The sequence below is a fragment of the Lactococcus sp. LG1267 genome, from assembly GCF_017309545.1.
In the GTDB taxonomy this organism is placed as follows: Bacteria; Bacillota; Bacilli; order Lactobacillales; family Streptococcaceae; genus Lactococcus; species Lactococcus petauri.
Genome location: NZ_CP071295.1, coordinates 1174271 through 1200429, shown reverse-complemented (window position 1 = coordinate 1200429; position 26159 = coordinate 1174271). Strand labels below are relative to the sequence as shown.

Here is a 26159-nt window from a genome sequence, read left to right as displayed (position 1 = left end):
AATTACTTAAAAGACTGTGTTTTCTTCCAATGTAAACTTAACATTGTTCTCAATCCATTTACGACGAGGCTCCACCTTGTCTCCCATCAAAACTGAAACCCGTTTTTCAGCTTGCGCTGCATCATCAATAGTTACTTGAATCAATGTACGAGTTTCAGGATTCATAGTTGTCTCCCACAGCTGGTCAGCATTCATTTCCCCTAGACCTTTATAACGCTGAAGCGTTGCTCCTTTGCCAAAAGTTTGACGAAGTTCTTCAAGTTCAGCATCTGTCCAAGCATAAGCAACTTTTTCTTTTTTGCCTTTACCTTGACTCATCTTATAGAGCGGTGGCAAGGCAATATAAACGTGCCCATTTTCGAGAAGAGGCTTCATGTAGCGATAGAAAAAGGTAAGAAGTAGGGTTTGGATATGTGCACCATCTGTATCCGCATCGGTCATAATAATTACTTTATCATAGTTCCGATCCGCGAGGGTGAAATCTGCTCCAACACCCGCACCAATAGTGTAAATCATTGTGTTGATTTCTTCGTTTTTAAGGATATCCTGCATTTTGGCTTTTTCAGTATTGATTACCTTACCACGTAAGGGTAAAATCGCCTGGAATTTACGGTCGCGTCCTTGTTTTGCTGAACCACCGGCAGAATCTCCTTCGACAAGGTAGAGTTCATTTTTATTAGGATTTTTGGTTTGTGCTGGTGTTAATTTCCCTGAAAGAAGTCCTTTGTCTTTCTTATTCTTTTTACCTGTTCGAGATTCTTCACGTGCTTTGCGTGCTGCTTCACGTGCTTCACGCGCTTTAATCGCCTTACGAATTAAATTTTGTGCCAGTTCACCATTCTCCAAAAGATAGAAAGTCAATTTTTCAGAGACCAGAGCATCAACTGCTGGACGTGCTAAGGGTGACCCAAGTTTATCTTTCGTTTGCCCTTCAAACTGCAAGTATTCTTCTGGTACAAGAATAGAGAGAACAGCTGTCAGCCCTTCACGATAGTCTGAGCCTTCGAGATTTTTATCCTTGTCTTTGAGTAAACCTGTTTTTCTGGCATAATCATTCATGGCTTTGGTCAAGGCCGTTTTAAGTCCAGCTTCATGTGTTCCGCCATCCTTTGTCCGAACATTGTTAACAAAAGAAAGGATATTTTCCGAATAACCATCATTATATTGTAAAGCTACTTCTACTTGGAAAGAATCTTGTTCCCCTGCAAAATATAAAACGGGTGTGAGCGTATCCTTATCCTCATTGAGGTAGTCTACAAAATCTTGTACGCCATTTTCATAGTGGAATTCTTCCTTAACTTCCTCTTCTCCACGCTGATCTGTAAGCGAGAGAGTGACGTCTTTCAAAAGAAAGGCAGATTCGTTTAACCTTTCCGAGATTGTTTGGTATTTAAATTCAATCGTCGAAAAAATCGTCGCATCTGGCATAAAGGTAACTTTTGTCCCTGTTTTAGATTTTGGTGCCTTACCTATTTTTTCTAATGTTGTTACAGGATGTCCACCGTTCTCAAAACGTTGACGATAAACATTACCATCACGTGTAATCTCTACTTCAAGCCAGCTTGACAAGGCATTCACGACGGAAGAACCTACACCATGTAAGCCTCCGGATGTTTTGTAGCCACCTTGGCCAAACTTACCACCCGCATGAAGGACAGTAAAGATAACTTCAACAGTCGGTTTGCCTGTAGCGTGCATTCCGACAGGCATTCCACGCCCTTCATCTTCCACAGTAACAGAGCCGTCTTCATTTAATATTACCGAAATCTTTGTTCCAAAGCCTGACAAGGCTTCATCGACAGCATTATCTACGATTTCCCAAATCAAGTGATGCAAGCCTGTTGAATCCGTTGAACCAATATACATCCCTGGGCGCTTTCTTACGGCATCAAGCCCTTCCAGGACCTGAATCGCGCTGTCGTCGTAATTATTTATATCTACCATTCATTATTCTCCATTTAAGCTAGCTCTAAACCAGCAGAAATATTCATCTTTCCTATTCTACATTCTTCAAGAGCCTTTGTCAAAAGTCTTTATAAAACAAACTGAGCTTTTTTATCCCTATTACCTAAAAAAATTAAATTTGAAAAGATTTTCTTCAAAGAATCGCTAAAAATCGTCAACTTTTATGTTATAATTGTAGAGCTATTACAAACGTAAAAGAAAGATGATATGACTATAATAATTTTATGCATCGCTGCCTATCTTATTGGAGCGATTCCTGCAGGACTTTGGATTGGAAAGATTTTCTTTAAAAAAGATCTGCACGCGTATGGTTCTGGAAATACTGGTACAACGAATACTTTCCGTATTCTTGGAAAAAAAGCTGGCATCATTGTTTTCATCTTTGACCTTCTCAAAGGTACATTGGCCACACTTCTGCCTCTCATTTTCCATGTTCATGGTGTTTCGCCACTTATTTTTGGATTGTTAGCGGTCGTTGGTCACACCATTTCCGTCTTTGACAAATTTAAAGGTGGAAAGGCTGTTGCGACTTCAGCTGGTGTTGTTCTTGGATTTAACCCCGTTTTCCTCCTTTATCTGGCCGTAGTTTTCTTCCTCGTGCTTTACCTTTTCAGCATGATTAGCCTGTCTTCTATTTTAGGAGCCATTGCTGCACTGATTGGCGTTCTTGTTTTTCCTTATTTCCACTTTATTTTACCCGATTACGATCCCTTGTTTTCGGTAATAATTTTAGCCTTTGCTTCTATTATCATCGTTCGACACAAGAGTAACATTAAGAGAATAAAAAATAAAGAAGAATCTTTGGTACCATTCGGCTTAAACCTCAGCAAACAACACAATATATAGTATTTTACATAATTATAGACCACAATATCTAGTATCGATAACTTGACTAGGTATTTTTTTTATACTAAAATAAAAGAATAAAATTAAAGAAAAAATTGGAGAATAATTATGGTCACTGTATACTCAAAAAACAACTGCATGCAATGTAAAATGGTAAAAAAATGGCTCACAGAACACACTGTGGACTTTGAAGAAATTAACATTGACGAAAAACCAGAATTTGTACAAACAGTGCTTGATATGGGATATCGTGCTGCACCTGTCGTTGTCAAAGACGACGTTTCATTCTCTGGTTTTAACCCAAGCGAATTGGCAAAATTGGCATGAAATTAATCTATTTCAGTATAACTGGCCAAACACGTCGTTTTGTCAATAAAACCAATTTAGAGCATGAAGAAATTCTGCCTAACGATCCCGAATTTGAAGCAAATGAAGATTTCCTGATTATCGTCCCAAGTTATGCGGATGAAACTCCTGGAGCTGAAAAAAGCATGGACATTATGGACCCAGTCTTTGAGTTTATGTCCTATGCCAATAACGCGCAATACTGTAAAGGCATTGTCGGTACAGGAAATCGAAATTTTGCTTCTTTATATATATTTACCGCAAAAGAATTATCCGCTCAGTTCCAAATTCCTATTGTTTACGATTTCGAATTTAATGGTACACCGAGCGATGTAGCTGCTGTCGAAGACATTGCAGCTCGATTAGAGTCTGGAGCAAACATCAGTCTCAAATCATAAATTTCACTAAAAATAAAAAATTAGCATGCGGGCGCAAAGCCCCGGAGAAATATATGTCACTTAAAAATCTTGAAGATGTTACGTACTTTACACTTAACAATCAAATCAATATCCCCGTTAACGGCTCTATTCCTTTAGCAAAAGACAAAGAAGCGATCACTGCCTTCTTCAAGGAAAATGTTGAGCCTAACACTTTCACTAAAGATACTTATGCCGAAAAAATTGAAGCCCTTCTAGAAGGTGATTACCTAGAAGAAGACTTCATCCGTAAGTATGAAATGAGTTTCATTGAACAACTTCATCAAGAATTGTTGGACTTTGGCTTTAAGTTTGATAGCTTTATGGCTGCTTACAAGTTCTACAATCAATACGCCATGAAAAACAACGAAGGTACACTCTATCTTGAAAACTTTGAAGATCGCGTCTTAATGAACGCGCTCTACATGGCTGATGGTGATACAAAGCTTGCACGTAATTTAGCATTTGCTATGGTTAATCGCCGTTACCAACCTGCAACTCCAACTTTCCTCAATGCTGGACGTAAACGCCGCGGTGAGTTTGTCAGCTGTTTCCTTTTACAGCTGACAGACGATATGAATTCGATTGGTCGTACCATTAACTCTGCCCTCCAACTTTCAAAAAACGGAGGCGGTGTTGGTCTTAACTTGACCAATTTACGTGGTGCTGGTGCACCAATAAAAGGTTACGATGGCGTTGCAGCGGGCGTTGTTCCCGTGATGAAACTTTTCGAAGATAGCTTTTCTTATGCCAACCAACTTGGGCAACGTCAAGGTGCTGGTGTGGTTTATCTTTCCATTTTCCACCCTGACATTATGGAATTCCTCTCAACGAAAAAAGAAAATGCTGATGAGAAAATTCGTGTGAAAACTTTGTCACTCGGTGTAACTGTTCCTGATAAATTCTACGAACTTGCAGCTAAGGGCGAAGATATGTACCTCTTTGAGCCTTACTTTGTTGAAAAAGAATATGGTATGCCTTTTGCCCATGTTGATATTACAGCAGAATACGACAATATGCTCGCAAACGATAATATCCGTAAAATCAAAATCAGCGCGCGTGAGTTGGAGCAAGAACTCTCTAAACTCCAACAAGAATCTGGCTATCCTTACATCGTGAACATCGATACAGTAAACAAAGCTAACCCTGTCGATGGTGTTATCTCTATGAGTAATCTTTGTTCTGAAATCCTTCAAGTTCAAACACCTTCTGTACTTAATGATGATCAAACATATTCAACATTAGGAACTGACGTTGCATGTAACTTGGGTTCAACAAATGTCATGAACATGATGACTTCAGGCGCAGACTTTGGAAGCTCAATTGAATCAATGGTTCGTGCCTTGACTTTCATCTCTGAAACTTCAAATCTTGACTCTGTACCAACTGTACGTAAAGGAAATAACGAAATGCGCGCCATTGGACTTGGTGCTATGGGGCTTCATTCTTTCCTCGCTAAAAACCATATCCATTACGACAGCAAAGCCGCTGTTGACTTTACAAGTGTTTACTTTATGCTCTTGAACTACTATACTTTAGTTGCATCAAATACACTTGCAGTTGAACGTCAAGCAACCTTCAAAGACTTTGATAAATCTGCTTATGCTGATGGCTCTTACTTCGACAAATACCTTAACCATGACTATTTCGCCGCTGTTCCAAACGAAATCCAAGAACTTTTCGCTGGTATTGCTGTACCTGGTCCAGCTGAATGGGCTGCCTTAAAAGAAAAAGCTATGCAAGGTGGACTTTATAACTCTTACCGTATGGCCGTTGCACCTAATGGATCAATTTCTTATATCAACGACTGTTCTTCTTCGATTCACCCGATCGTTAACCGTATCGAAGAACGCCAAGAAAAGAAAGTCGGTAAGATTTACTATCCAGCCGCTGGTCTTTCAACAGATACCATTCCTTATTACAAATCTGCTTACGATACAGACATGCGTGCTGTCATTGACGTATACGCTGCTGCAACAGAACATGTCGATCAAGGTTTGTCTATGACCCTCTTCATGCGTTCAACCCTACCTGAAGGCCTTTATGAGTGGAAAATTGCAAATAATAAAATGACAACACGTGATTTGAGTATCCTACGTAACTATGCTTACAATAAAGGTATCAAAACTATCTATTACGTCCGTACCTTTACTGACGATGAAGAGGAAGTTGGCTCAAACCAATGTGAAAGCTGTGTTGTTTAAAAAAAGGAAATACTATGTCTGAACAAAATAACCAAAAAGTCCCTACTTACTATGCAGCCATTAACTGGAATGCAATTGAAGATTCTATTGATAAATATACTTGGGAAAAACTGACCAGCCAGTTTTGGTTGGACACACGTGTCCCTGTTTCAAATGACCTTGACGATTGGCGCAAATTGCCTCAAGTTGAACGTGATACTTTCGCGAAAGCTTTTGCTGGTTTGACTCTCTTGGATACTTTACAATCTGTAGACGGTGCGGAGGTGCTCAAACATGATGCACGTACTCCTCAAGAAATCGCATGCTTCAACAATATCCAGTTTATGGAGTCGGTCCACGCCAAATCTTACTCTACAATCTTTAGTACCTTAAATACAAAATCAGAGATTGAAGAGCTCTTTGATTGGGTCGATACAAATGTTTACATGCAAAAGAAGGCAGAAATCATCAACGATATCTATCAAAATGGTACAGCCCTTCAGAAGAAAATCGCAAGTGTCTTCCTTGAAACTTGCCTCTTCTACTCTGGTTTCTTCACACCACTCTGGTATCTCGGCAACAACAAAATGATCAACTCTGCTGAAATCATCAAACTTATTATTCGTGATGAAAGTGTCCACGGCACTTATATCGGTTACAAGTTCCAACTTGGTTTCAACGAATTATCTGAAGAAGAACAAAGTGAACTCCGTGATTGGATGTACAACTTGCTCTACGAACTTTATGAGAACGAAGAAGCTTATACACACTTACTTTACGATGAAATCGGCTGGACAGATGAAGTCTTGAAATTCCTTCGTTACAACGCCAACAAGGCACTCATGAACTTAGGTCAAGATCCCCTCTTCCCCGATACAGCAGCGGATGTCAACTCTGTTGTAATGAACGGTATCTCTACTTCTTCATCAAACCATGACTTCTTTAGTCAAGTTGGTAACTCTTATCTGCTCGGTGAAGTTGAAGCTATGTCAGATGACGACTATATGATTGGTATGAAATAAAATAAAAAGGATTAGGAATTGTTTCCTAGTCTTTTTTCTTACTGATAGCTTACCCACACTGCAAAAAAATGCATACCATTTGGTACGCATTTTTCATTTTTAAACTTTCAAGAAACGACGCATTGAAGTTACTGCTCCGAGTGAACCGATCAAGATACCAATAAGGAAGAGTAAACCAATCATCATTGGCACAAAGGTGTCTGCGGGAAGCAGATATAGACTTTGCGGTTTCAAGCTTGGTGTGAAGCTTGTGAAAGCAAGGTTATAAAGCCAAGCTATCAATACACTTGGGACAATAGCTCCCAAGAGTCCAACCCAAGCACCTTCCAAGAAGAATGGCCAACGAATATAACCATTACGTGCACCCACCAATCGCATAATCTGAATCTCACGCTGACGTGACATAATCGTGATACGGATTGTATTTGAGATGAGGAAGACAGCAACTAAGATAAGTAGAGCTGCTGCTGCACCACCCCAAATCTTCACATTATTTCCTAAAGCAAGGATACGTTCTGTATTGGCACCACCATAGTTTGCAGATTGGATACCATTAATCTTCTTAATCGCGCTGGCAACTTTTTCGACATCCTGTGGGTTATCTGCTTCAACGATATAAGCGTCGTAGAGCGGGTTAGCATCACCTTGGAAAAGAGCCCAAGTGCTGCCCAATGTCTCTGTCAATTGCTTAAGTTGTTCATCTTTACTTGAGAACTTGATTGAAGCAACATCAGGGATTTTTTCAATTTCTGAATAAATTTTACGATAGTTTGGATTATTGATTTCTTTTTTAGGATTTTTTGGATCTTCAATTTTCTTATCCATATCATGAACATTCAAATCCATATATGCAACAATACGTACATTTTTTTCGATATCACTGGACAATTTCGCCGTATTTAAAATAACTGAGAGAAAAAGTCCGACTAAAGTCAAAGTAATCATTACAGAGGAAACTGCTGCTACAGTCATCCATCCGTTACGACGGAGATTTTTCAGTGATTCCAATAAATGTTTAAATAAATTTCTAATCATCGTAACCGTAATCTCCTTCCGCTTGGTCTCGAACGATACGTCCATTTTCAATAGCAACAACGCGGTGACGTAATGTGTTTACGATTTGGCTGTTGTGAGTTGCCATGAGAACAGTTGTTCCTTGCAAGTTAATTTTTTCGAGCAAATTCATAATTTCCCATGAATTTTCTGGGTCCAAGTTTCCTGTAGGTTCGTCAGCAATCAAGAGTTTAGGCGCATTAGCGATTGAACGTGCAATTGCTACACGTTGTTGTTCACCACCTGAAAGTTCATCAGGGAAAGAACGCAATTTATGTTTTAGGCCTACAAGATCCAAAACTTCATTGACACGTTTTTTGATTTCGCGTGGACGTTTTCCGACAACTTCCATTGCATAAGCGATATTCTCATATACAGTCTTCTTCGGCAAGAGTTTGTAGTCTTGGAAGACAACCCCTACAGAACGACGTAACAAAGGCACATCACGACGTTTAAGTTTCATCAAGTCAAACTTTGCAACGACGCCTGTCCCCTTGTCAATTTTTAGTTCATGGTAGAGCAACTTAATAAAGGTCGACTTACCAGCTCCAGACGGTCCAACAATATAAACAAATTCTCCTGCTTCGATGTCAAGAGAGATGTTACGTAAGGCTGTTGTTCCGTTAGAGTATTTTTTTGATACATTATTTAATTTAATAATACTCATTATCCCTAGTCTCCATTGAATTGTTTTGCAACTTTTTTTCTCGTCCTATACTCGTCCTATATAGATAGGAATAAGAAATATTTTTTTGAAACCACTCTTCCTGATTCAAAAAAAAACAAAGTTCTTCTCATTATACCAGATAAAAAGATTTTTAGGTATAATTTATTTTACAGTTTTTCTTTAAAGTTACAAATGAATTTCGCTTGAATTACTAACTTACATTTTCCAACGTAGGTAAGCATGGATAAAGCCATCAAGATCTCCGTCCATTACTTTATCAATTTGCCCTGTCTCATACTCTGTTCTTGTGTCTTTGACCAACTGATAAGGCATAAAGACATAAGAACGAATTTGGCTTCCCCAAGAGATGTCTGACTGATCACCACGAAGTTCATCGACTTCGGCTTGTTTTTTATCCATCTCTAATTGATAAAGTTTTGATTTCAGCATGGCCATTGCCTTGTCTCGGTTACCGTATTGTGTACGGTCCATTGTAGAAGCCACTACAATTCCAGTAGGAACGTGTGTCAAACGTACACCTGTTGAGACTTTATTGACATTTTGTCCACCTGCACCACCTGAGCGGAAAGTATCCATCTTAATATCTGCATCGCGAACATCAACTTCAACTGTATCATCAAGTTCTGGCATGACATCTACCGAAGTAAATGAAGTATGACGACGGTTTTGTGAGTCAAAAGGCGAGATACGCACCAATCGGTGTACTCCCTTTTCGCCTCGTAAGAAGCCATAGGCATTTCGGCCCTCAAATTTTAATGTCGCTGATTTTAGACCTGCAACATCTCCGTCTTGATAATCCAAAACTTCTACCTTGAAGCCGTGTGCAGCGCCCCAGCGTTCATACATACGCATGAGCATGCTGCCCCAGTCTTGTGACTCGGTTCCCCCAGATCCTGGGTGAATTTCCAAGATGGCATTCATGTGGTCATAAGGTTGGTTGAGCATGATTTCCAACTCGTAAGTTTCAATCTTTTTACCTAACTTCTCAACGTTCTCTTCAAGCTCGACTTGCATATCTTCATCGTCTTCTTCCTGAAGCATCTCCAACAACACTTCACTGTCCTCATGAAGTGTTGCAATTGACATGAAGTTTTCATACTTTGCCTTAAGCGCATTTGATTCATCAATGACTTTTTGCGCAGCTTCATTATCATTCCAAAAGTCAGGCTCAGCCATATCATTATCAAGCAAAGCGATTTCTTCTTCTAAGCGATCTAAGTCAAGTGAGCCACGAAAATCTTCGACTTTCTGACCATATGTCTCTAGTTTATTTCTAATTTCAGATAGTTCCATAGGCTCTATTTTAGCATATTTGTCCAAAAAAAGACAGCAGCGCTAAGGCTCCTATCTTTTTCGTGGTCGCATACGATGCTTGTATTCGAGTTTTTCAATCGCCCATTCGGCAGCATCTACCATATAATCCCTAACATCATTTTCCGCAATCTCATGCAATTTGGGTAGAGCTGTCCGATCATTTGCATTTCCTAAGGCATAGATCGCATTGCGTTGGATAGGATTCTTCCCTCGCCAGCTGCCTGCCATATTGCCAAATTTATTCGCAAACTCTTTATTAGATAAATCCAAAAGTGGGAGCAGCTCTGGGTTTGTCAAGTCTGGATCGGGCTCCATTTCCGGGTGGAAATGACTGTTTATTCCCTTATTATAGGGACAAACCACTTGGCAAATATCACAACCATAAATTACCGTTTTAATTTTTTCACGGTATTCTTCTGGCATCGGCCCCCGTGTTTGTGTTTGATAAGATAAGCAACGCTGCGCATTTAAGCGTCCATCTCCTAAAAGTGCCTTCGTCGGACAGAAATCGACACAGCGTGTACAAGAGCCACAGCCATAATCGACAGGCTGATCTTCCTCAATCTCTAAATTGGTTACCAGTTCGCCCAAAAACATCCAAGAACCGTACTCCTTGCTGACGAGTAAACCATTTTTCCCCACAAATCCCAAGCCTGCCCGCGCAGCTACAGCGACATCCACAAGTGCCCCTGTATCCACCATGGCTGTATAGTTAAAGCTTCCCGCTATTTTTTCTATTCCTTCCGCAAGTTCTTTTAACTTTCGTCGAAGCACGTGGTGATAATCTTCGCCCCAACTTCCCCGGGAGAAGGAACCTCGGCGGAATTCTGTTTTTTCGGGCTTTTCTTCTGCCTTATTAGGATAGGCTATACCGATGGATATGATTGTTTTTGCATCTTCGAGAGACAACTTTGGTTGTAAACGCTCATCGAGATTTTTATGTTCAAAACCAGACGTGTGTCCCGCTTCTTTCTGTTCAATCAAAGAGGCACGAAGGTATTCAAAATCATCTGCTTTTGTAAATCCAATTTTTTGAATATTGAGGTCTGCCGCAAGCTTTTGGATCTCTTCTTTTAAACTTTTCATCTGTTAAACCTTTCTTTATAGACATCTTAACATAATTTTTACCAACAGCCTTCATAATTATGTTAAAATAAGCATTAGATTATTAAGAAACACGGGGTAAAACATGGCTTTCGACGGTATTTTTTTACATCATATGACAGCTGAAATTTCTGAAATCCTTAAAGGAGGACGAATTCAAAAAATCAATCAGCCTTTTGAACAAGAACTTCTTTTAACGGTTCGTTCAGGAAGAACATCACATAAATTATTATTATCTGCTCATCCAACTTTCGGCAGAATCCAAATCACTAAGACAGACTTCCAAAATCCTCAAAATCCTAATAATTTTGTCATGATTTTACGCAAGTACCTGTCTGGCGCTTTTATTGAAGATATTGAGCAAGTAGGCAATGACCGCCAATTGATTTTCCATATCTCAACCAAAGATGAAATTGGTGATGCTATGAAGATTGCACTGGTTGCTGAAATCATGGGGAAACATAGCAATATTATCCTTATGGATAAAAGCAGCAATAAAATTATTGAAACCATTAAACATGTCGGATTTTCGCAAAATCAATATCGGACACTTCTTCCCGGTTCGACTTATATTGCCCCACCAGCAAGCGATAAGGTCGATCCTTTTACAGCTTCTGACGAAAAGATTTTTGAGGCACTGCAGACACATACATTACAGTCAACCTTTCAAGGTATCGGGCGTGATAGCCTCCAAGCTTTAGAGAACTTGACACTTCCGGAATTCAAGGTAAAATTGCATAAAGTCCTTCCTTCAATCTATTCTAATGATAAATTTTCGGCCATTCAACTTGCGGAAGACTATCAAGAATTTCCCAGCTTATCTGAAATGTTAGATGTTTATTATGCAGACAAAGCCGAACGTGATCGTGTAAAGCAGGTTGCTAGTGAAGTGATCAAAAAAGTTCAAAATGAGCTTAAGAAAAATCGTGACAAGCTCAAAAAACAGGAAACGGAGTTACGTGCTACAGAGAATGCTGAGATTTTCCGCCAAAAAGGAGAGCTGCTTACAACCTTCCTTCATCAAGTTCCAAACGATAAGCCTGAAGTGACCTTAGATAATTATTATACCAATGAGCCAATCACGATTAGCCTAAATCTTGCACTCAGTCCTTCACAGAACGCCCAACGCTACTTCCACCGTTACCAAAAATTAAAACAGGCGGTGAAGTTCCTTGGTGATCAAATAGAGAATACAAAACAGACAATTGCTTACTTAGAGTCCGTTGAAGCAAACCTTACACATGCTGATGTTGTTGAAATTGCCGATATCCGTGAAGAACTCATCCAAACAGGTTTTGTTAAAGCCAAATATCGTAACAATAAAAAGCAAAAAATGTTGCCACCAGAAAAGTATCAAGCTGAAGATGGAACCATTATTCTTGTCGGTAAAAATAACCTTCAAAATGAACAAGTCAGTTTTAAACTCAGTCGTAAAGGTGACCTCTGGTTCCATGTGAAGGATATTCCTGGTTCCCATGTCTTAATTACTGGGAATGCAAATCCTTCAGATGAAACGATAACTTTTGCTGGAGAACTCGCAGCTTATTTTTCTAAGGCCCGTTATTCTAACTTGGTACAGGTTGATATGATTGATGTGAAGAAACTTCATAAGCCAACAGGAACTCCTCCAGGATTTGTGACTTATACTGGTCAAAAAACTATTCGTGTTACGCCTGATGAGACCATCATCAAAAAAGCAAAAATAAAATAAAAAAAAGTTCACATATAATTTTTGTGAACTTTTTAGTTTATCAAAGTCCCGTTAAATTTTCTATGTAAAAATTGTCAAAAACCCTTTAAAACACTGAAAACTTTAACAATCTGTGAAAACGCTTCATTTTTAGGTATAGAAAGTTCTTTATAAAAGCCCCGATATTTGTTATAATAAAATGTAATTATTTTGTCTAAAGTGTAGCTATATTAGGGCTTTCCAGTAAGTCTTTCTTTTTTAACTTTAGGCATTATGTCATAAATTTTTTTAGAAGGAGCCGCCATGGCCAACGAAAATGTTATCCAAATGATCAACGTTACCAAAAAGTTTGGTGACTTTGTCGCAAACGACAAGATCAACTTGGAGCTGAAAAAAGGTGAAATTCACGCCTTGCTCGGTGAAAATGGTGCCGGTAAATCAACTCTGATGAACATGCTCTCTGGTCTTCTGGAACCTACAGAAGGCGAGATTCATGTTAACGGCAAACTCGAGCAAATAGACTCTCCAACAAAAGCTTCTCAGCTTGGTATCGGTATGGTTCACCAGCATTTCATGCTGATTGATGCCTTTACTGTTACTGAAAATATCATGCTCGGAAGTGAAGTGACGAAAGGCTTAAGCCTTGACCTTAAAACAGCTCGAAATAAAATCGTGGAATTGTCAAAACGTTATGGACTTTCTGTCGAACCCGATGCACTTGTTCGCGATATCTCTGTTGGACAGCAGCAACGTGTCGAAATTTTGAAGACACTCTATCGTGGAGCAGATATCTTAATTTTTGACGAACCTACAGCTGTGCTGACTCCCTCTGAAATCACTGAGCTCATGGAAATCATGCGCAACTTGGTTAAAGAAGGCAAGTCCATCATTCTTATTACCCACAAGCTTGATGAAATCCGTGCGGTAGCTGATCGTATTACTGTTATTCGCCGCGGTGTTTCTATTGAAACAGTCGAACTGGGAGATAAATCAAATAAAGAACTCGCTGAAATGATGGTGGGGCGTTCTGTATCTTTCAAAACGGAAAAAGAAGCTGCTCAACCGCAGGACGTTGTTCTCTGTATTGATAATATTTCTGTTAAAGAAAAACGTGGTTCCTTTGCTGTAAAAGGACTTTCTTTAGATGTCCGTGCTGGTGAGATTGTCGGTCTTGCTGGTATTGATGGCAATGGTCAAACAGAATTGATTAAAGCCATTACTGGTTTGATGAAGATTGATTCTGGTTCTGTTAAACTCAAAGGTAAAGACATCACCACTCACAAACCTCGTAAAATCATTGAAGATTCTGTAGGTCATGTCCCAGAAGACCGTCACCGTGATGGTGCAGTACTCGAGATGACTGTTGCTGAAAATATTGCGCTTCAAACTTATTACAAAGCACCATTAAGTAAGTACGGTTTCTTGGATTACAATAAAATCAATGCTAAAGCCCGCGAACTTATGGAAGAGTTCGACGTCCGCGGTGCTGGTGAACAAATTCCTTTCAAATCACTTTCAGGCGGGAACCAACAAAAAGCTGTTATTGCGCGTGAAGTCGATCGTAATCCTGACTTGCTTATTGTTGCTCAACCAACACGTGGACTTGATGTCGGTGCCATTGAATATATCCACAAACGCTTGATTCAAGCACGTGATGAAGGAAAAGCTGTGCTCGTTGTATCTTTTGAATTAGATGAAATTCTGAATGTTTCGGACCGTATTGCTGTTATTCACGATGGACAAATTCAAGGAATTGTCAGTCCTGAAACGACAAGCAAACAAGAACTTGGAATTCTCATGGTTGGAGGTAATATCAATGAACAGCAAAACTAAAAAAATCCTTGTACCTATTATCGCCGTACTTTCTGGTTTCTTAATTGGTGCAATCATTATGCTCATCTTCGGCTTTAATCCTATATATGGTTACGAAGATTTAATTATCGGAGCCTTTGGTACACCACGTGCCATTGGTGAAACACTTCAAACTATGGGGCCTTTGATTCTTTGTGCCTTAGGTTTCTCTGTTGGTATGAAGGCCGGTCTCTTTAATATCGGTATGTCAGGTCAGGCTCTTGCAGGTTGGATTATGTCAATGTGGTTTGCCCTTAGTTTCCCTGACATCCCTAAACCAATTATGATTCCATTAGTAATCATTATCGGTATGCTCTTTGGAGCTCTCATGGGTGCAATTCCTGGTATCTTACGTGCTTTCTTAGGTACTTCGGAAGTCATCACTACCATCATGCTTAACTATGTCATCCTCTTTATGTCAACCTTCTTGATTCATGATGTCTTTAGTTCAAAAATCATGATGCCTAACTCAACGGACCAAACAAAATTGATTAGTGCAAATGCTTCCTTCCGTACAGGTTGGTTGTCAGATTTGACAAATAATTCAACCTTGAATATTGGCCTTTTTATTGCTTTAATCGTTCTTGTCATTATGGCTATTGTCCTTTCTAAGACTACACTTGGTTTTGAAATTAAGTCTGTCGGTTTAAATCCAGATGCTTCTGAGTATGCAGGGATTTCAGCCAAACGTACAATCATCATGTCAATGCTAGTTGCCGGAGCTCTCTCAGGTCTTGGCGGTGTAGTTTACGGTTTTGGATACATGCAAAACTTCGTCACACAGTCCGCAACACTAGACATTGGTTTCAACGGTATGGCTGTTGCTCTCTTAGGTGAAACAAATCCTGTCGGTATCCTATTTGCTGCCTTCTTGTTCTCAATGCTTCAAACAGGTTCAGGAAATATGAGTAATATCGATAATATTCCGCCGCAAATTGTACAGATTGTCACAGCTACAATCATCTTCTTTATTGCCGTAAAATATATTATCGAAAAGGTTCTCCCAAATATTAAGAAGAAAGGAGAAAAAGCATAATGAATATCGTAGATACATTGCAAATTATTGTTGCAAATATGCTTATTTACTCAACACCTCTAATTTTTACAAGTATCGGTGGAGTATTCTCTGAACGTGGTGGTATCGTCAACGTTGGTTTAGAAGGTATTATGACAATGGGGGCTTTCAGTTCTGTCGTCTTTAACCTTACTTTCACAGAAACATTTGGTGGAATGACACCTTGGCTCTCCATCCTCTTTGGAGCATTTATTGGTGGTATCTTCTCCCTGATTCATGCGGTAGCAACCATTAACTTCCGCGCTGACCATATCGTCTCAGGTACAGTTCTTAACTTAATGGCTCCTGCGCTTGGCGTATTCTTAATTCAAACGTTTTACAATGCTGGACAGGTAAATATTACTAACCAAATTGGTTACTGGAATTTCCCCGTTCTCTCAAAAATTCCTGTGATTGGACAAATCTTCTTCTCACAAACTTCACTACCAGGATTCCTTGCAATTCTCGTTGCCTTCCTATCTTGGTATCTTCTCTTTAAAACGAAATTCGGACTTCGTCTCCGCTCAGTAGGTGAAAACCCTCAAGCAGCAGATACTCTCGGTATCAATGTTTACCTTATGCGTTATGCTGGGGTTATCATCTCCGGTATCCTTGGTGGTATTGGTGGTGCAATTTATGCCCAATCTATCTCAGGTAACTTCTCTGTAGCTACAATCGCAGGGCAAGGTTTCATCTCATTGGCTGCTATGATCTTTGGTAAATGGAATCCTGTTGGAGCGATGCTTGCTTCCCTCCTCTTTGGACTTTCTACCTCACTGGCAGTTGTAGGCGGCCAAATTCCCGTTATCAAAGAAATTCCTTCTGCCTTCCTCCAAATGGCACCATACGTAGTGACTATCATCGTTCTTGCGGCCTTTCTTGGAAAAGCTGTCGCACCTAAAGCTGATGGTGTTAACTATATCAAAACGAAATAAAATAAAAAAGCATTTCAATTTGAGATGCTTTTTATATTTTAAGAGCATACGAAATCATTTATTACAATATGTTGATAATTACTTGTTTATTTTCATAATAAGCTTTTTAAGAAAATAAACAAGTACGATAATTAAAACTATGAGTGCTATTAAAACTATACTGACAAAAATCACTTCTTACATACCTCCATCCTATTAGAATTATACAGTCTACATCAAATACCTCTTGTCTAATCGACGACATTATACCTTGGAACATTAATCCAAAATATGCTACTCTTTCCACTATAATCAACTTTTACATTTTCGAGGAGGACACTCTTATTAATTTATCTTTGATAGTAAGTAACACTCAAGCTGTAGAAATTTCTGTAAATATAAGCACCTCATGTCTTTGATAAGATAACTTTAGTTAGATATGTCCCCCCTTATATAGCTTTCATAATTTTTATGATACCAGTTTTTCATTAGTCCATCATACATATAGGAAGCTTTACAAATAGACTTCATTGTTGTTTTGTACTGTCCTTTTCCAGTTTGTTTGTATTTAAATAAGCTTTCGACAAAAAGGTAAGCCATTTTTGCAAGATCATCTGTTTCTTGAACAAACTCTCTGGCAAATGCCAAGAAATATTCTGCTTCAAGAAGACTATTTTCCGTTAGTCTTAAGAGCGTTATTTCAAGACCCGCCAAGACTAAACGTCTAGGATAAGTATTTTTTTCCTTAAAAAGTGTTTTAGAATATAGCAAATTTTCGCAAACTAACTTTAAGGGATCTGAACTTAGAAACTTAGCACTGTATTGAAAAATAAAAAGTTCTCGAGTAGTCCAGTATTCTCTTGTAATAAAATATTTTTTAATTGCTATTCTCTCTTGGTCAGAAATGTTGTCCACCATTCCTTTGAGGCAAAGTGATAGAAAAAAGTGTTCATTACACTCAGCAAGGCCCTCATACAAACTTTTCAGTTTCGGCGTATCACCTCTGTAATAAGCAAGATCTACCTGCTTCCAAAAAAACTCTATAGGGCTTTCACTCCCTTTATCGAGGAGAGAACAATAATCTTCAAGGCTTATGTTCATCTCCATAAGTATGGCGTACAGTTTATCAAACTCAAACATAATTAGCCCCGATTCAAAAAGTTTCAGTTGTGCCGCAGAAATAGAAAGATGCGTAAAATCTTCTCGTGAAAAGCCGTTTTGTTTTCTAATTTTTGTAAATATTTTTCCGTATCTGCCATATATCTTCTCTTTGTGGGCAATATGATAAAAATCAATAATATTTAAGTCAATACTTTCCAATAATGCCTGCAGTTTAACTATCGGGAACACAGTCTCCCCTCTTTCATAACGAGACAGACTCCTACGCGGAACGATCCCCTCGAAATCCTTCAGAGATAACTTTCTTCTCTTCCTTATCTTTTGAAAAACTTTGCCATAGTGTACTTTTTTAGCCATATCATATCTTTTTCCTCAACTTTTTTATTCTTATTATTTAGTACGAAAAAAAATTGAAAAAAGCTCAAAAAAAAAAATACCTAAATTTAGGTATTTTTTTATACTTAGTTTTTAGATGCTGAAGCAAACTCTTCTTTTGAGAAAGCTTCGTCAAGAATAGTTTTAAGTTGTTTAGCTGAAGCTTGCATTTTTTGTAATTCAGCATCGTTCAATGGAATGTTGACTGGACGAACGATACCTTTGTCACCAACGATAGCTGGTTGACCAATGTAAAGTCCTTCTACGCCTTCGTATTGACCTTCTTGGAAAGTTGAAAGTGGCAATACAGCATTTTCGTTGTCAAGGATAGCTTTTGTGATACGTGCAAGAGCTACAGCGATACCATAGAATGTCGCACCTTTTTTCTCAATGATAGAGTAAGCAGCGTCACGAACTGATTCGAAAAGTTCAACCAATTCTTCTTCTTTTACGCCTTGAGTATCTTTGAGGAATTCCTCAAGGTTAACACCTGCAACGTTAGCGTGTGACCATACAGCAAACTCAGAGTCACCGTGTTCACCCATGATATAAGCGTGAACTGAACGCGCGTCAATATCAAGTTTTTCTGCCAATGCTTGACGGAAACGTGCTGAGTCAAGTGAAGTACCAGAACCGATAACACGTTCTTTAGGGAAACCAGAGAATTTCCAAGTTGCATATGTCAAAATATCAACAGGATTAGCAGCAACAAGGAAGATACCATCGAAACCTGATGCTACAATTTCAGTAACAACTTGTTTAGTGATACGCAAGTTTTTCTCAACAAGATCCAAACGAGTTTCACCTGGTTTTTGTGGCGCACCTGAAGTCAACACAACCAAATCAGCATCATGTGCATCAGAGTAGTCTGCTGAATAGATTTTCTTAGGAGATGTGAACGCAAGAGCGTGTGAAAGGTCTTCTGCATCACCTTGTGTTTTTTCTTTGAAAATATCTACGATACCCAATTCTTGGGCGATTCCTTGGTTTACAAGTGAGAAAGCATAGCTTGAACCTACGGCACCATCACCAACGAGGATAACTTTTTTATGTTGTTTAGTCATAATTGTTCATTCCTTTCCTGAATGCAATAATAATGTTTACTATATTATTATAGCATTTTTTCACATTCTTGTCACATTGGAAAGTGATTTATATCACATTATAACGCTTACATTTAAAGCGTGATACGTTTATATTTCGTGAGCTTTCCATAAAGAAAATCAATCAAAAAAAGCACCACATTGGGTGCTTTTTTTTGAGCAAAAACTGCTCTTGAAAAATTTTTATTATTTGATTGTACGGATACGCATTGTATTTGTACGTCCTGAACCAACTGGAACACCAGCAACGATAACGATGTTATCACCTGATTCAACAAGACCTGAAGCCAAGGCTGCTTTTTCAGCTACTTCGAACATATCGTCTGTTGAAGCTGGTTTGTCCATAAGCATTGGGATAACACCCCAGTTGATCATCAATCCGCGTTCAACTTTTTCATCAAAAGTGATTGCCAAGATATCAGCTTCTGGACGGTATTTTGAAATCAAACGAGCAGTTGCTCCTGACTCAGTCAAAGCAACGATAAGTTTAACTTCCATTGATTCTGCAGCGTTTTTAACTGCTGATGCTACAACTTCTGTCACTGAATCTTTATCGAAGTTTTCTGGGTGAAGGCGTCCGTATTCTTTCAACAATGTTTGAGCGTTTTTGTTAACTGTAGCCATTGTACGAACTGATTCACGTGGGTATTTACCGTTAGCTGACTCACCTGAAAGCATAGTTGCATCAGTACCATCGATAACAGCGTTAAAGACGTCAGAGATTTCAGAACGTGTTGCACGTGGTTTTTCAGTCATAGACTCAAGCATGTTTGTTGCTGTAACAACGATTTTACCTGCTTGGTTAACTTTACGGATGATTTCTTTTTGGAAGACTGGAACCATTTCAAATGGTACTTCGATACCCATGTCACCACGAGCAATCATGATACCGTCAGCTGTATCGATGATTTCATCAAGGTTATCAATACCTTGTTGGTTTTCGATTTTAGCCAAAAGTTGAACGTGTGTGTTACCAGTTTCTTCAAGGATAGCACGAACTTCGTTAACGTCTTTCGCAGTACGTACGAATGAGATTGCGATGAAGTTCAAACCATTTGGTTGTGAAAGACCGAAACGGATATCGTCGTTATCACGTTCTGCAAGAGCTGGGAAAGGAATTGTAGTGTTAGGAATATTAACACCTTTTTGTTTACCAATAGCACCGTCATTTTGTGCTACAACATCGAATTCGCGTGCTTCAACGTCTTTAGCAGCTACTGTAAGACCCAATTTACCATCATCGATAAGGATAGTTTGACCAACTTCAACATCATCAAAGATATCAAGACCACCAGCAACGTTCAAAGCAATGTTATCACGAGTTGATTTCAAACCTTGTTTTGTAGAAACGCGGAATTGGTCACCAGTAACATATTTGTATTCGTCTGCACCATCTTCGTACACTTCTGTACGCATTTCTGGACCCTTAGTGTCAAGCAAGAAACCAACTTTACGGCCAGCAATTTCTTCAGCACGAAGTACTGTTGCCATACGAGCAGCTTGTTCAGCGTGGTCACCGTGAGAGAAGTTAAAACGGAAAACGTCAGCACCTTCTTTGATCAAATCAGCAATGGTTTGTGCTGATGTTTCAACATCAAGCTCTTCTCCCCAGTATCCTTTTTCTCCGAATTTTTTACCACCACGAGTTTCTACTGCAGGGCCAAGTGTTGAGACGATTTTTACACGTTTGTTCATTTTGAGTAATTCTCCTATTTTTATAAATGTACTCATTATTTAGTCAATGTGAGCATTCAGTGTTTTAACTTCACTCTGACATCAACCAAATAAGATTACTAACAATAACTTAATTAAATTTGATGTCAAGGTTGTTTAAATCAGCGTTTAAACGATAGAGTTCCAATCCAGCTTTGTGTGGATTGTTGACAACGATTTTACCTTCATCTGTCAGACTGAAAAGGGCATTTTCTTCTGCAGTACCAAGGATTGGGCTTTCGACAAGTTGTTCGTTACGAACACCGACAGCTACACCGCCAATACCATCACGAAGCAATTCTACTGCACGAGCACCCATGCGTGATGCAAGAACGCGATCGCGCGCTGTAGGTGATCCACCACGTTGGATGTGACCGAGAACAGATACGCGAAGGTCAGAATCATCACCAGCAGCTTTAAGCTTCATAGCAAATTCTTCACCCGACATAACGCCTTCAGCAACTACGATGATGTGGTGGTTTTTACCTTTGGCATATCCTGATTTGATATTACGTACGATACTTTCAAATTTGAATTCTTTTTCCGGAATTGCAATATCATCAGCACCTGCAGCGATACCAGACCAAAGCGCGATATCTCCAGCATTACGTCCCATAACTTCTACAACGAAAGTACGGTGGTGAGATGATGATGTATCACGAATTTTATCAATGGCATCCACAACTGTAGATACAGCTGTATCAAAACCGATTGTAAAATCTGTACCAACGATGTCATTATCAATAGTACCTGGAAGTCCTACTGCTGGGAAACCATGTTCAGTCAAGCGCATTGCACCATGATAAGAACCATCACCACCAATAACAACAACACCTTCGATGCCATGTTTTTTAAGTTGCTCGATACCCGCAAGTTGCCCTTCAAGTTGAGCAAACTCTGGGAAACGTGCTGAATACAAGAATGTACCGCCACGTCCAACTTTATCACCAACACTTGCAGATGTTAGTGGGAAAATATCGCCCGCTACCATCCCTGCATATCCGTGGTTGATACCGTAAACTTCGATACCTTCAGAAATCGCTTTACGAACAACAGCACGAATAGCTGCGTTCATACCTGGTGCATCACCACCAGAAGTCAAAACTGCAATGCGTTTCATTAAAGTTTTTTCCTCCATCATATCTGATACTTATATTTGCAATTGCAAATTTAAAGTTCAATTTTTATTTCATTGTTTATTATATCACGATACGAAAAAAAAATCTCATAAAAACGCTATGACAGCGTTTTTATTTATAGTTTTTCAAATGTAATGGTTTTCAGATTACAAAAAGATTATTACTGTCTAAAACTGGTCTCAAGCATAACTTCCTTTTGAAGCAAAATTAGGATAAATATATGATTTCAAACTATCGACGAATCATTTTAATTGAAAAGATACAGATTCCTCCTAATAGAGCAAAAACTGAAGACACCATAAAAATAGCTGAAAAACCAAACATACTAATAACTGCTGCCGCTAGAACAGGTGCCAAAGCCTGTGTAATTGTGTTTCCTAAATTATATACTCCAAGAAAGAAAGCCACACGATTTTTATCAGGAATAACTTCTAAATTCAATAAATTATCCAAAGAATTCCAAATACCCATTCCAAGACCTGCTGTAAATCCATAAATCCAAATACTAGTATCATTTTTTAGGAAAAAAATGCTCAAAGCTCCCAAGGCTAGAAAAAGTGTCGAAAATACAATCGGGAGTTTTAATAGCTTGTAACGATCTGAAAGGGGGCCAGCTAGAAATCCCATACTAATACCAAATACGAGCATTATTGTATTGACAATTTGGATGGAATTTTGCGCTCCTGTTGTACTTTTCCCGAGAAAATCTGTCATTATGTATAACATGTAACCTGTAACAGCAAAGTTACCTACTCCTTGTAATAATTTTCCCATTAAGGCTAAATAATAATCCCGTCCAATCTTCCAAGTTGGAAAAATTTTCAAAGAATCACGTGTTATTTTTTTCTTTTCTTTTTTGCTATTTGCTTGGTTTGCATTTAACTTTTTTTCGTCTAAATTTGAAGGCTCTTTGACAATAAGCGTTGCAATTAGTGTTCTTAAAAAAGTTATTATTCCAAAGATAATAAATCCTAGTCGGAATTGGTTAATGAGCATCGCACCAAAAATAATAAAGCCATTATTTCCCAAAGCCATCCCAAGTCCACCATAGGCGCTTGAAGCCGTTCCGCGTCCATTTTCGGGTGCCATATCAATCCAAGCAACCATTGGTGCGACAATAAAGTTTAGAGCAACTTGACCCAGCATCCAAATAACTAAAAGATAGGGAACAGAGTGTGCAAAGGAAGCTAAAATCATCACAATCATGAATGAAAAACTCCCCCCAAGTAGCCAAGGTGTACGTTTTCCAAACTTAGAATAGGTTCTGTCAGAAAGATAGCCCGCAGTCATATTAGAAAGAGCTGCAACAATCATTCCACAAGTCGAAAACAGGGCTAAAAGATTAATTTTATTAGGCGCATCAATTTCTTGAAGTAAGATTGGTAAGAACAAGCTGGCCGCTATTATATAAGGACCAAGCCAGCTTGCCGGACCAATGATCAAAGCTGGTACGAGCCTTTTGATTGCTACTTCTTTTTTCATAATTTATTTTCCTCCTGTTCATTGACTACTTGATAGTAATCAAAATCAGCATAAGATTCTCTTTGATGCGCATCTACTGCACCAATAAAATTAAAGAGTCCTGTAAAACCACCTATTTCTCCAGGCTCACCATTGACGCCTTCATCCGAAAGATAGCTCACATCAAGATTACGCAACACATTATCCCAATCCTCATACTCTGTCTTATAGAATAAACTTGCAAAACCGTCCTTGTAGATGATTTTCAGCTCTGCTTTATCATGTGAGACTTTTACACTATGATCTGGATACTCTATCTTTTGCCCCAGCTTTGCTTGCGAAATGGTTAGAATTGTCGACTTATGCTCTTCAGAATAAGTCAAATTCAAATACAACCAATTGTTACAGTCATAGTACAAGCCCGCTCCTGCGGTTTCCGAATAATGTTTAGGGTGAAACTCAAGCTTGGTTTTAAACTCATAGTTAAATGATGTTGCTCTTGTCGCCATGATTGCTGGCTTGATTTGAGAAAATAGTGAATTTTCTCCATATATTCTTAAATGTCCTTGATGTTCACTTGTATTGACCCAATCCTTATGTTGTTCACGATAAGGAGTCATAAATCTTGCATCAAATTCAGCATTAAAATCATCATAAATATCCCAGTCAAAATTTTGAACAAACTCAAGTCCCGAAATACCCTCTACCTCCATTTTGGCAATATTTGAACCATCAGCCATTTCTAGCCACTCATCATCAGTCCAAATCATTTTTTGAATAGAAGTTTCACGCCCTAAAGGATTCAATAGTTTATTTTTCAAAGGACGAGACATGAGATGGGTGATGTACCATTCGCCTGTCGGTGTTTCCACTAGAGAACCGTGTCCTGCTTTTTGCATAGCAGAATTTGGGTTGTACATTTCAAAATGTCCCGCATCAGGATCTCCAAGTGAAAAGAGATGTTTTGGAGATGAAGTGATGATGGGTTCCCCAGATGGATGGGGCACATATGGTCCAAAGATATGCTTGGAACGCCCAATTTCCACACCATGAGCATAACCAGTGCCGCCTGCTGCGATGAGAAGATAGTAATAATCATTTTTCTTGTAGATTTGTGGTGCTTCTGCACAGCCCCGACTAGTAAAACCTTGCGTTACTCTGTGCCATTTTCCCACGATAGAACCTTGTGCCAAGTCAATCTCAGCAATTACGATATGACCAGGTGCTTGGTATCTTGAACGACTTTCCCACTCTAAAATACTGATATAATGTTTACCATTTTCATGGAAGAGAGAGGGGTCAAAACCAATAGCCGTTACAAAAATTGGATCTGACCATGGACCACTAATGCTATCCGCAAAGATAATATATGAGTCAGCATTAAACTCACGCCCTCCCATATTGACCATATGGGAATAAGCCAACCAATATTTTTTAGAAGAGGAGTCATAAGACAAATGAGGTGCCCAAATACCTGCGGGAGTGTTCGTGCCTTGTAAGTTGACTTGTCCTGACTTCAGCGCATAATTCACCAACTTCCAATTAGCCAAATCTTGCGATTCATAAATTTGGATGGCCGGTTGCCAGTGAAAAGTTGAGGTGGCGAGGTAGTAGGTATTTCCCACTCGAATTACGGATGGATCGGATGCCATACCGGGAATAATCGGGTTTTTTATAATAGTCATTGTTTCTCCTTGTTAGCGTTTTCTTTTTCTGATATCATCTTATCAAAAAAAATTTACATGGAAAATACCAAAAAAAATCATAAATTTACCATCTTCCATATTTTCACAGATAAAAGACATCAAAAAAAGTACTCTTCATAAGTACTTTTTATTTCTTTTCTATTTTTATGATGCAGTATGTGCTCTTTTCCTATATTCACTAGGGGATTTTCCATACCAATTTTTGAATTGGCGTGAGAAATGAGAGACATCTTGATATCCTATACATTCAGCAATCTCTTGTATACTCATTTCTGGCTGATTGAGCAAATATTTTGCCTCATTAAATTTTAACTGATTTAAGAATTGTTTGGGCGAAATAAAATACATTTTTTTAAAAGTTTTCAGCATTGTGGAATCACTGATATTTAACTGCCTCGCAACATGACTCAAGGACAGTAACTTTCTTCCTTCGTCAACAGGTTGATGAGTATATTTTACAAAATTACTTTTAATAGTTTCAGCAATCATTTTCGCTAAAATAAGATGATTATCTCCGCTTTGCTGTGAAGACTCACAATCACTATAAGAAATCAAATGGATGATCAGCTCCAGTAATAATTTTTCTATTGTAAACTTATCCTGTAAAGAAAACTCCTGCTTATCGAGAATTTTAATATATTCTTGCAAGGTTTTCCGGATTTGGATATGTGCAGCATTGTCTTTATTTAAAAGAATCGAACAATTAGCTATGAGTTTACGTTGCAATTCTGGGTTATCAATATCAAAATGGACGCAAAAATAAGATAAGCCGTCTCCTAAATGACACGAATTTCGATGCAAAAGTCCAGGAGGAAATAAAAGAATATCGCCCTCCTTAAAATCAAAGTGATGCGTTGAAAGCTCCGTATGTTGGATACCCTCAATAATAAAAAGAATTTCAAAAGCGAAATGGCGTTCCCAATCAACAGACCAACCAGCCGCTACTTTCTGCTTATGTCCGCCAAATAACTTGATATTGTCATTAAACTCCGGCAATTTAGGAATGGTTTTTAACCAATTTGGTGTTGGATGCATAGAGTCTTCTCCTTATTAACAAGCATTATGACGATAATATTTTACTATATACTCCAAGTCTAC

21 protein-coding genes are annotated in these 26159 nt (G+C 38.7%); 9 read left to right on the top strand and 12 right to left on the bottom strand.

Annotated features, from left to right (window positions below):
* Positions 1 to 6: 6 nt before the first annotated feature.
* A complete protein-coding gene (gene parE / locus J0J33_RS05945) occupies positions 7 to 1944 on the bottom strand; it encodes a DNA topoisomerase IV subunit B (protein WP_206921614.1) in 1938 nt (645 codons plus the stop codon).
* Between the two features lie 228 nt (positions 1945 to 2172).
* Between parE and plsY the strand changes: the two genes are divergently transcribed.
* The 5 genes from plsY (at position 2173) to nrdF (ending at position 6777) form a co-directional block, all read left to right on the top strand.
* Entirely contained in the window at positions 2173 to 2811 is a 639-nt protein-coding gene (gene plsY, locus J0J33_RS05940; protein ID WP_206888537.1) for a glycerol-3-phosphate 1-O-acyltransferase PlsY, read from the top strand.
* A gap of 108 nt (positions 2812 to 2919) precedes the next feature.
* A complete protein-coding gene (gene nrdH / locus J0J33_RS05935) occupies positions 2920 to 3138 on the top strand; it encodes a glutaredoxin-like protein NrdH (protein ID WP_019292485.1) in 219 nt (72 codons plus the stop codon).
* Positions 3135 to 3554 carry a class Ib ribonucleoside-diphosphate reductase assembly flavoprotein NrdI gene (gene nrdI, locus J0J33_RS05930; RefSeq protein ID WP_019292484.1) on the top strand — a complete coding sequence of 140 codons (420 nt, stop codon included), beginning with the start codon at positions 3135 to 3137 and terminating at the stop codon, positions 3552 to 3554. The genes nrdH and nrdI overlap by 4 nt, the downstream gene beginning before the upstream one ends.
* Positions 3555 to 3607: 53 nt before the next feature.
* Positions 3608 to 5776 carry a class 1b ribonucleoside-diphosphate reductase subunit alpha gene (nrdE, locus tag J0J33_RS05925; protein ID WP_206921613.1) on the top strand — a complete coding sequence of 723 codons (2169 nt, stop codon included), beginning with the start codon at positions 3608 to 3610 and terminating at the stop codon, positions 5774 to 5776.
* Between the two features lie 14 nt (positions 5777 to 5790).
* Positions 5791 to 6777 (top strand): class 1b ribonucleoside-diphosphate reductase subunit beta, encoded by a 987-nt coding sequence (nrdF, locus tag J0J33_RS05920; RefSeq protein WP_017369812.1) that lies wholly within the window; start codon positions 5791 to 5793, stop codon positions 6775 to 6777.
* A gap of 99 nt (positions 6778 to 6876) precedes the next feature.
* Here the strand turns inward: nrdF and ftsX are convergent, their stop codons facing one another.
* The 4 genes from ftsX to queG form a co-directional block, all read right to left on the bottom strand.
* Positions 6877 to 7812: a permease-like cell division protein FtsX gene (ftsX, locus tag J0J33_RS05915; protein WP_206888535.1), complete on the bottom strand. Its 936-nt coding sequence runs from the start codon at positions 7810 to 7812 to the stop codon at positions 6877 to 6879.
* A complete protein-coding gene (gene ftsE, locus J0J33_RS05910; protein WP_017369093.1) occupies positions 7805 to 8497 on the bottom strand; it encodes a cell division ATP-binding protein FtsE in 693 nt (230 codons plus the stop codon). The genes ftsX and ftsE overlap by 8 nt, the downstream gene beginning before the upstream one ends.
* Positions 8498 to 8713: 216 nt before the next feature.
* Positions 8714 to 9811, bottom strand: a complete 1098-nt coding sequence (prfB, locus tag J0J33_RS05905) for a peptide chain release factor 2 (protein WP_029343296.1) — start codon at positions 9809 to 9811, stop codon at positions 8714 to 8716.
* 51 nt (positions 9812 to 9862) lie between these two features.
* Positions 9863 to 10918, bottom strand: a complete 1056-nt coding sequence (gene queG, locus J0J33_RS05900) for a tRNA epoxyqueuosine(34) reductase QueG (RefSeq protein WP_206921612.1) — start codon at positions 10916 to 10918, stop codon at positions 9863 to 9865.
* 103 nt (positions 10919 to 11021) lie between these two features.
* On the opposite strand from queG, the gene J0J33_RS05895 reads away from it, so the two are divergent.
* The 4 genes from J0J33_RS05895 to J0J33_RS05880 all read left to right on the top strand — a co-directional run bounded on the left by J0J33_RS05895 (position 11022) and on the right by J0J33_RS05880 (position 16466).
* A complete protein-coding gene (locus J0J33_RS05895) occupies positions 11022 to 12647 on the top strand; it encodes an NFACT family protein (protein WP_206888534.1) in 1626 nt (541 codons plus the stop codon).
* 282 nt (positions 12648 to 12929) lie between these two features.
* Positions 12930 to 14459 (top strand): ABC transporter ATP-binding protein, encoded by a 1530-nt coding sequence (locus tag J0J33_RS05890; protein ID WP_004258328.1) that lies wholly within the window; start codon positions 12930 to 12932, stop codon positions 14457 to 14459.
* Positions 14443 to 15513 (top strand): ABC transporter permease, encoded by a 1071-nt coding sequence (locus tag J0J33_RS05885; protein WP_019292477.1) that lies wholly within the window; start codon positions 14443 to 14445, stop codon positions 15511 to 15513. The genes J0J33_RS05890 and J0J33_RS05885 overlap by 17 nt, the downstream gene beginning before the upstream one ends.
* On the top strand, positions 15513 to 16466 hold the full coding sequence (locus tag J0J33_RS05880) for an ABC transporter permease (RefSeq protein WP_019293707.1): 954 nt from the start codon (positions 15513 to 15515) through the stop codon (positions 16464 to 16466). The genes J0J33_RS05885 and J0J33_RS05880 overlap by 1 nt, the downstream gene beginning before the upstream one ends.
* A gap of 408 nt (positions 16467 to 16874) precedes the next feature.
* Here the strand turns inward: J0J33_RS05880 and J0J33_RS05875 are convergent, their stop codons facing one another.
* The 7 genes from J0J33_RS05875 to J0J33_RS05845 form a co-directional block, all read right to left on the bottom strand.
* Positions 16875 to 17921 carry an Rgg/GadR/MutR family transcriptional regulator gene (locus J0J33_RS05875; protein ID WP_206888532.1) on the bottom strand — a complete coding sequence of 349 codons (1047 nt, stop codon included), beginning with the start codon at positions 17919 to 17921 and terminating at the stop codon, positions 16875 to 16877.
* Between the two features lie 104 nt (positions 17922 to 18025).
* The gene (locus J0J33_RS05870; protein ID WP_004258341.1) at positions 18026 to 19003 is read right to left on the bottom strand and encodes an L-lactate dehydrogenase; all 978 of its coding nucleotides are present in this window, start codon (positions 19001 to 19003) and stop codon (positions 18026 to 18028) included.
* A gap of 225 nt (positions 19004 to 19228) precedes the next feature.
* Positions 19229 to 20737 carry a pyruvate kinase gene (pyk, locus tag J0J33_RS05865; protein WP_014025066.1) on the bottom strand — a complete coding sequence of 503 codons (1509 nt, stop codon included), beginning with the start codon at positions 20735 to 20737 and terminating at the stop codon, positions 19229 to 19231.
* A 109-nt stretch (positions 20738 to 20846) separates the two neighbouring features.
* Positions 20847 to 21875: a 6-phosphofructokinase gene (gene pfkA, locus J0J33_RS05860; protein ID WP_004258348.1), complete on the bottom strand. Its 1029-nt coding sequence runs from the start codon at positions 21873 to 21875 to the stop codon at positions 20847 to 20849.
* Between the two features lie 250 nt (positions 21876 to 22125).
* A complete protein-coding gene (locus tag J0J33_RS05855; protein WP_206921611.1) occupies positions 22126 to 23376 on the bottom strand; it encodes an MFS transporter in 1251 nt (416 codons plus the stop codon).
* Complete coding sequence (locus J0J33_RS05850; RefSeq protein WP_206888528.1) at positions 23373 to 25040, bottom strand: family 43 glycosylhydrolase; 1668 nt, start codon at positions 25038 to 25040, stop codon at positions 23373 to 23375. The genes J0J33_RS05855 and J0J33_RS05850 overlap by 4 nt, the downstream gene beginning before the upstream one ends.
* 165 nt (positions 25041 to 25205) lie before the next feature.
* The gene (locus tag J0J33_RS05845) at positions 25206 to 26096 is read right to left on the bottom strand and encodes an AraC family transcriptional regulator (protein ID WP_206888526.1); all 891 of its coding nucleotides are present in this window, start codon (positions 26094 to 26096) and stop codon (positions 25206 to 25208) included.
* Between the last annotated feature and the right edge of the window lie 63 nt (positions 26097 to 26159).

Bases quoted from the DNA above. Each gene is read 5' to 3' on its own strand.
- parE (WP_206921614.1), bottom strand. From the start codon at position 1,944: ATGGTAGATATAAATAATTACGACGACAGCGCGATTCAGGTCCTGGAA.
- plsY (WP_206888537.1), top strand. From the start codon at position 2,173: ATGACTATAATAATTTTATGCATCGCTGCCTATCTTATTGGAGCGATT.
- nrdH (WP_019292485.1), top strand. From the start codon at position 2,920: ATGGTCACTGTATACTCAAAAAACAACTGCATGCAATGTAAAATGGTA.
- nrdI (WP_019292484.1), top strand. From the start codon at position 3,135: ATGAAATTAATCTATTTCAGTATAACTGGCCAAACACGTCGTTTTGTC.
- nrdE (WP_206921613.1), top strand. From the start codon at position 3,608: ATGTCACTTAAAAATCTTGAAGATGTTACGTACTTTACACTTAACAAT.
- nrdF (WP_017369812.1), top strand. From the start codon at position 5,791: ATGTCTGAACAAAATAACCAAAAAGTCCCTACTTACTATGCAGCCATT.
- ftsX (WP_206888535.1), bottom strand. From the start codon at position 7,812: ATGATTAGAAATTTATTTAAACATTTATTGGAATCACTGAAAAATCTC.
- ftsE (WP_017369093.1), bottom strand. From the start codon at position 8,497: ATGAGTATTATTAAATTAAATAATGTATCAAAAAAATACTCTAACGGA.
- prfB (WP_029343296.1), bottom strand. From the start codon at position 9,811: ATGGAACTATCTGAAATTAGAAATAAACTAGAGACATATGGTCAGAAA.
- queG (WP_206921612.1), bottom strand. From the start codon at position 10,918: ATGAAAAGTTTAAAAGAAGAGATCCAAAAGCTTGCGGCAGACCTCAAT.
- J0J33_RS05895 (WP_206888534.1), top strand. From the start codon at position 11,022: ATGGCTTTCGACGGTATTTTTTTACATCATATGACAGCTGAAATTTCT.
- J0J33_RS05890 (WP_004258328.1), top strand. From the start codon at position 12,930: ATGGCCAACGAAAATGTTATCCAAATGATCAACGTTACCAAAAAGTTT.
- J0J33_RS05885 (WP_019292477.1), top strand. From the start codon at position 14,443: ATGAACAGCAAAACTAAAAAAATCCTTGTACCTATTATCGCCGTACTT.
- J0J33_RS05880 (WP_019293707.1), top strand. From the start codon at position 15,513: ATGAATATCGTAGATACATTGCAAATTATTGTTGCAAATATGCTTATT.
- J0J33_RS05875 (WP_206888532.1), bottom strand. From the start codon at position 17,921: ATGGCTAAAAAAGTACACTATGGCAAAGTTTTTCAAAAGATAAGGAAG.
- J0J33_RS05870 (WP_004258341.1), bottom strand. From the start codon at position 19,003: ATGACTAAACAACATAAAAAAGTTATCCTCGTTGGTGATGGTGCCGTA.
- pyk (WP_014025066.1), bottom strand. From the start codon at position 20,737: ATGAACAAACGTGTAAAAATCGTCTCAACACTTGGCCCTGCAGTAGAA.
- pfkA (WP_004258348.1), bottom strand. From the start codon at position 21,875: ATGAAACGCATTGCAGTTTTGACTTCTGGTGGTGATGCACCAGGTATG.
- J0J33_RS05855 (WP_206921611.1), bottom strand. From the start codon at position 23,376: ATGAAAAAAGAAGTAGCAATCAAAAGGCTCGTACCAGCTTTGATCATT.
- J0J33_RS05850 (WP_206888528.1), bottom strand. From the start codon at position 25,040: ATGACTATTATAAAAAACCCGATTATTCCCGGTATGGCATCCGATCCA.
- J0J33_RS05845 (WP_206888526.1), bottom strand. From the start codon at position 26,096: ATGCATCCAACACCAAATTGGTTAAAAACCATTCCTAAATTGCCGGAG.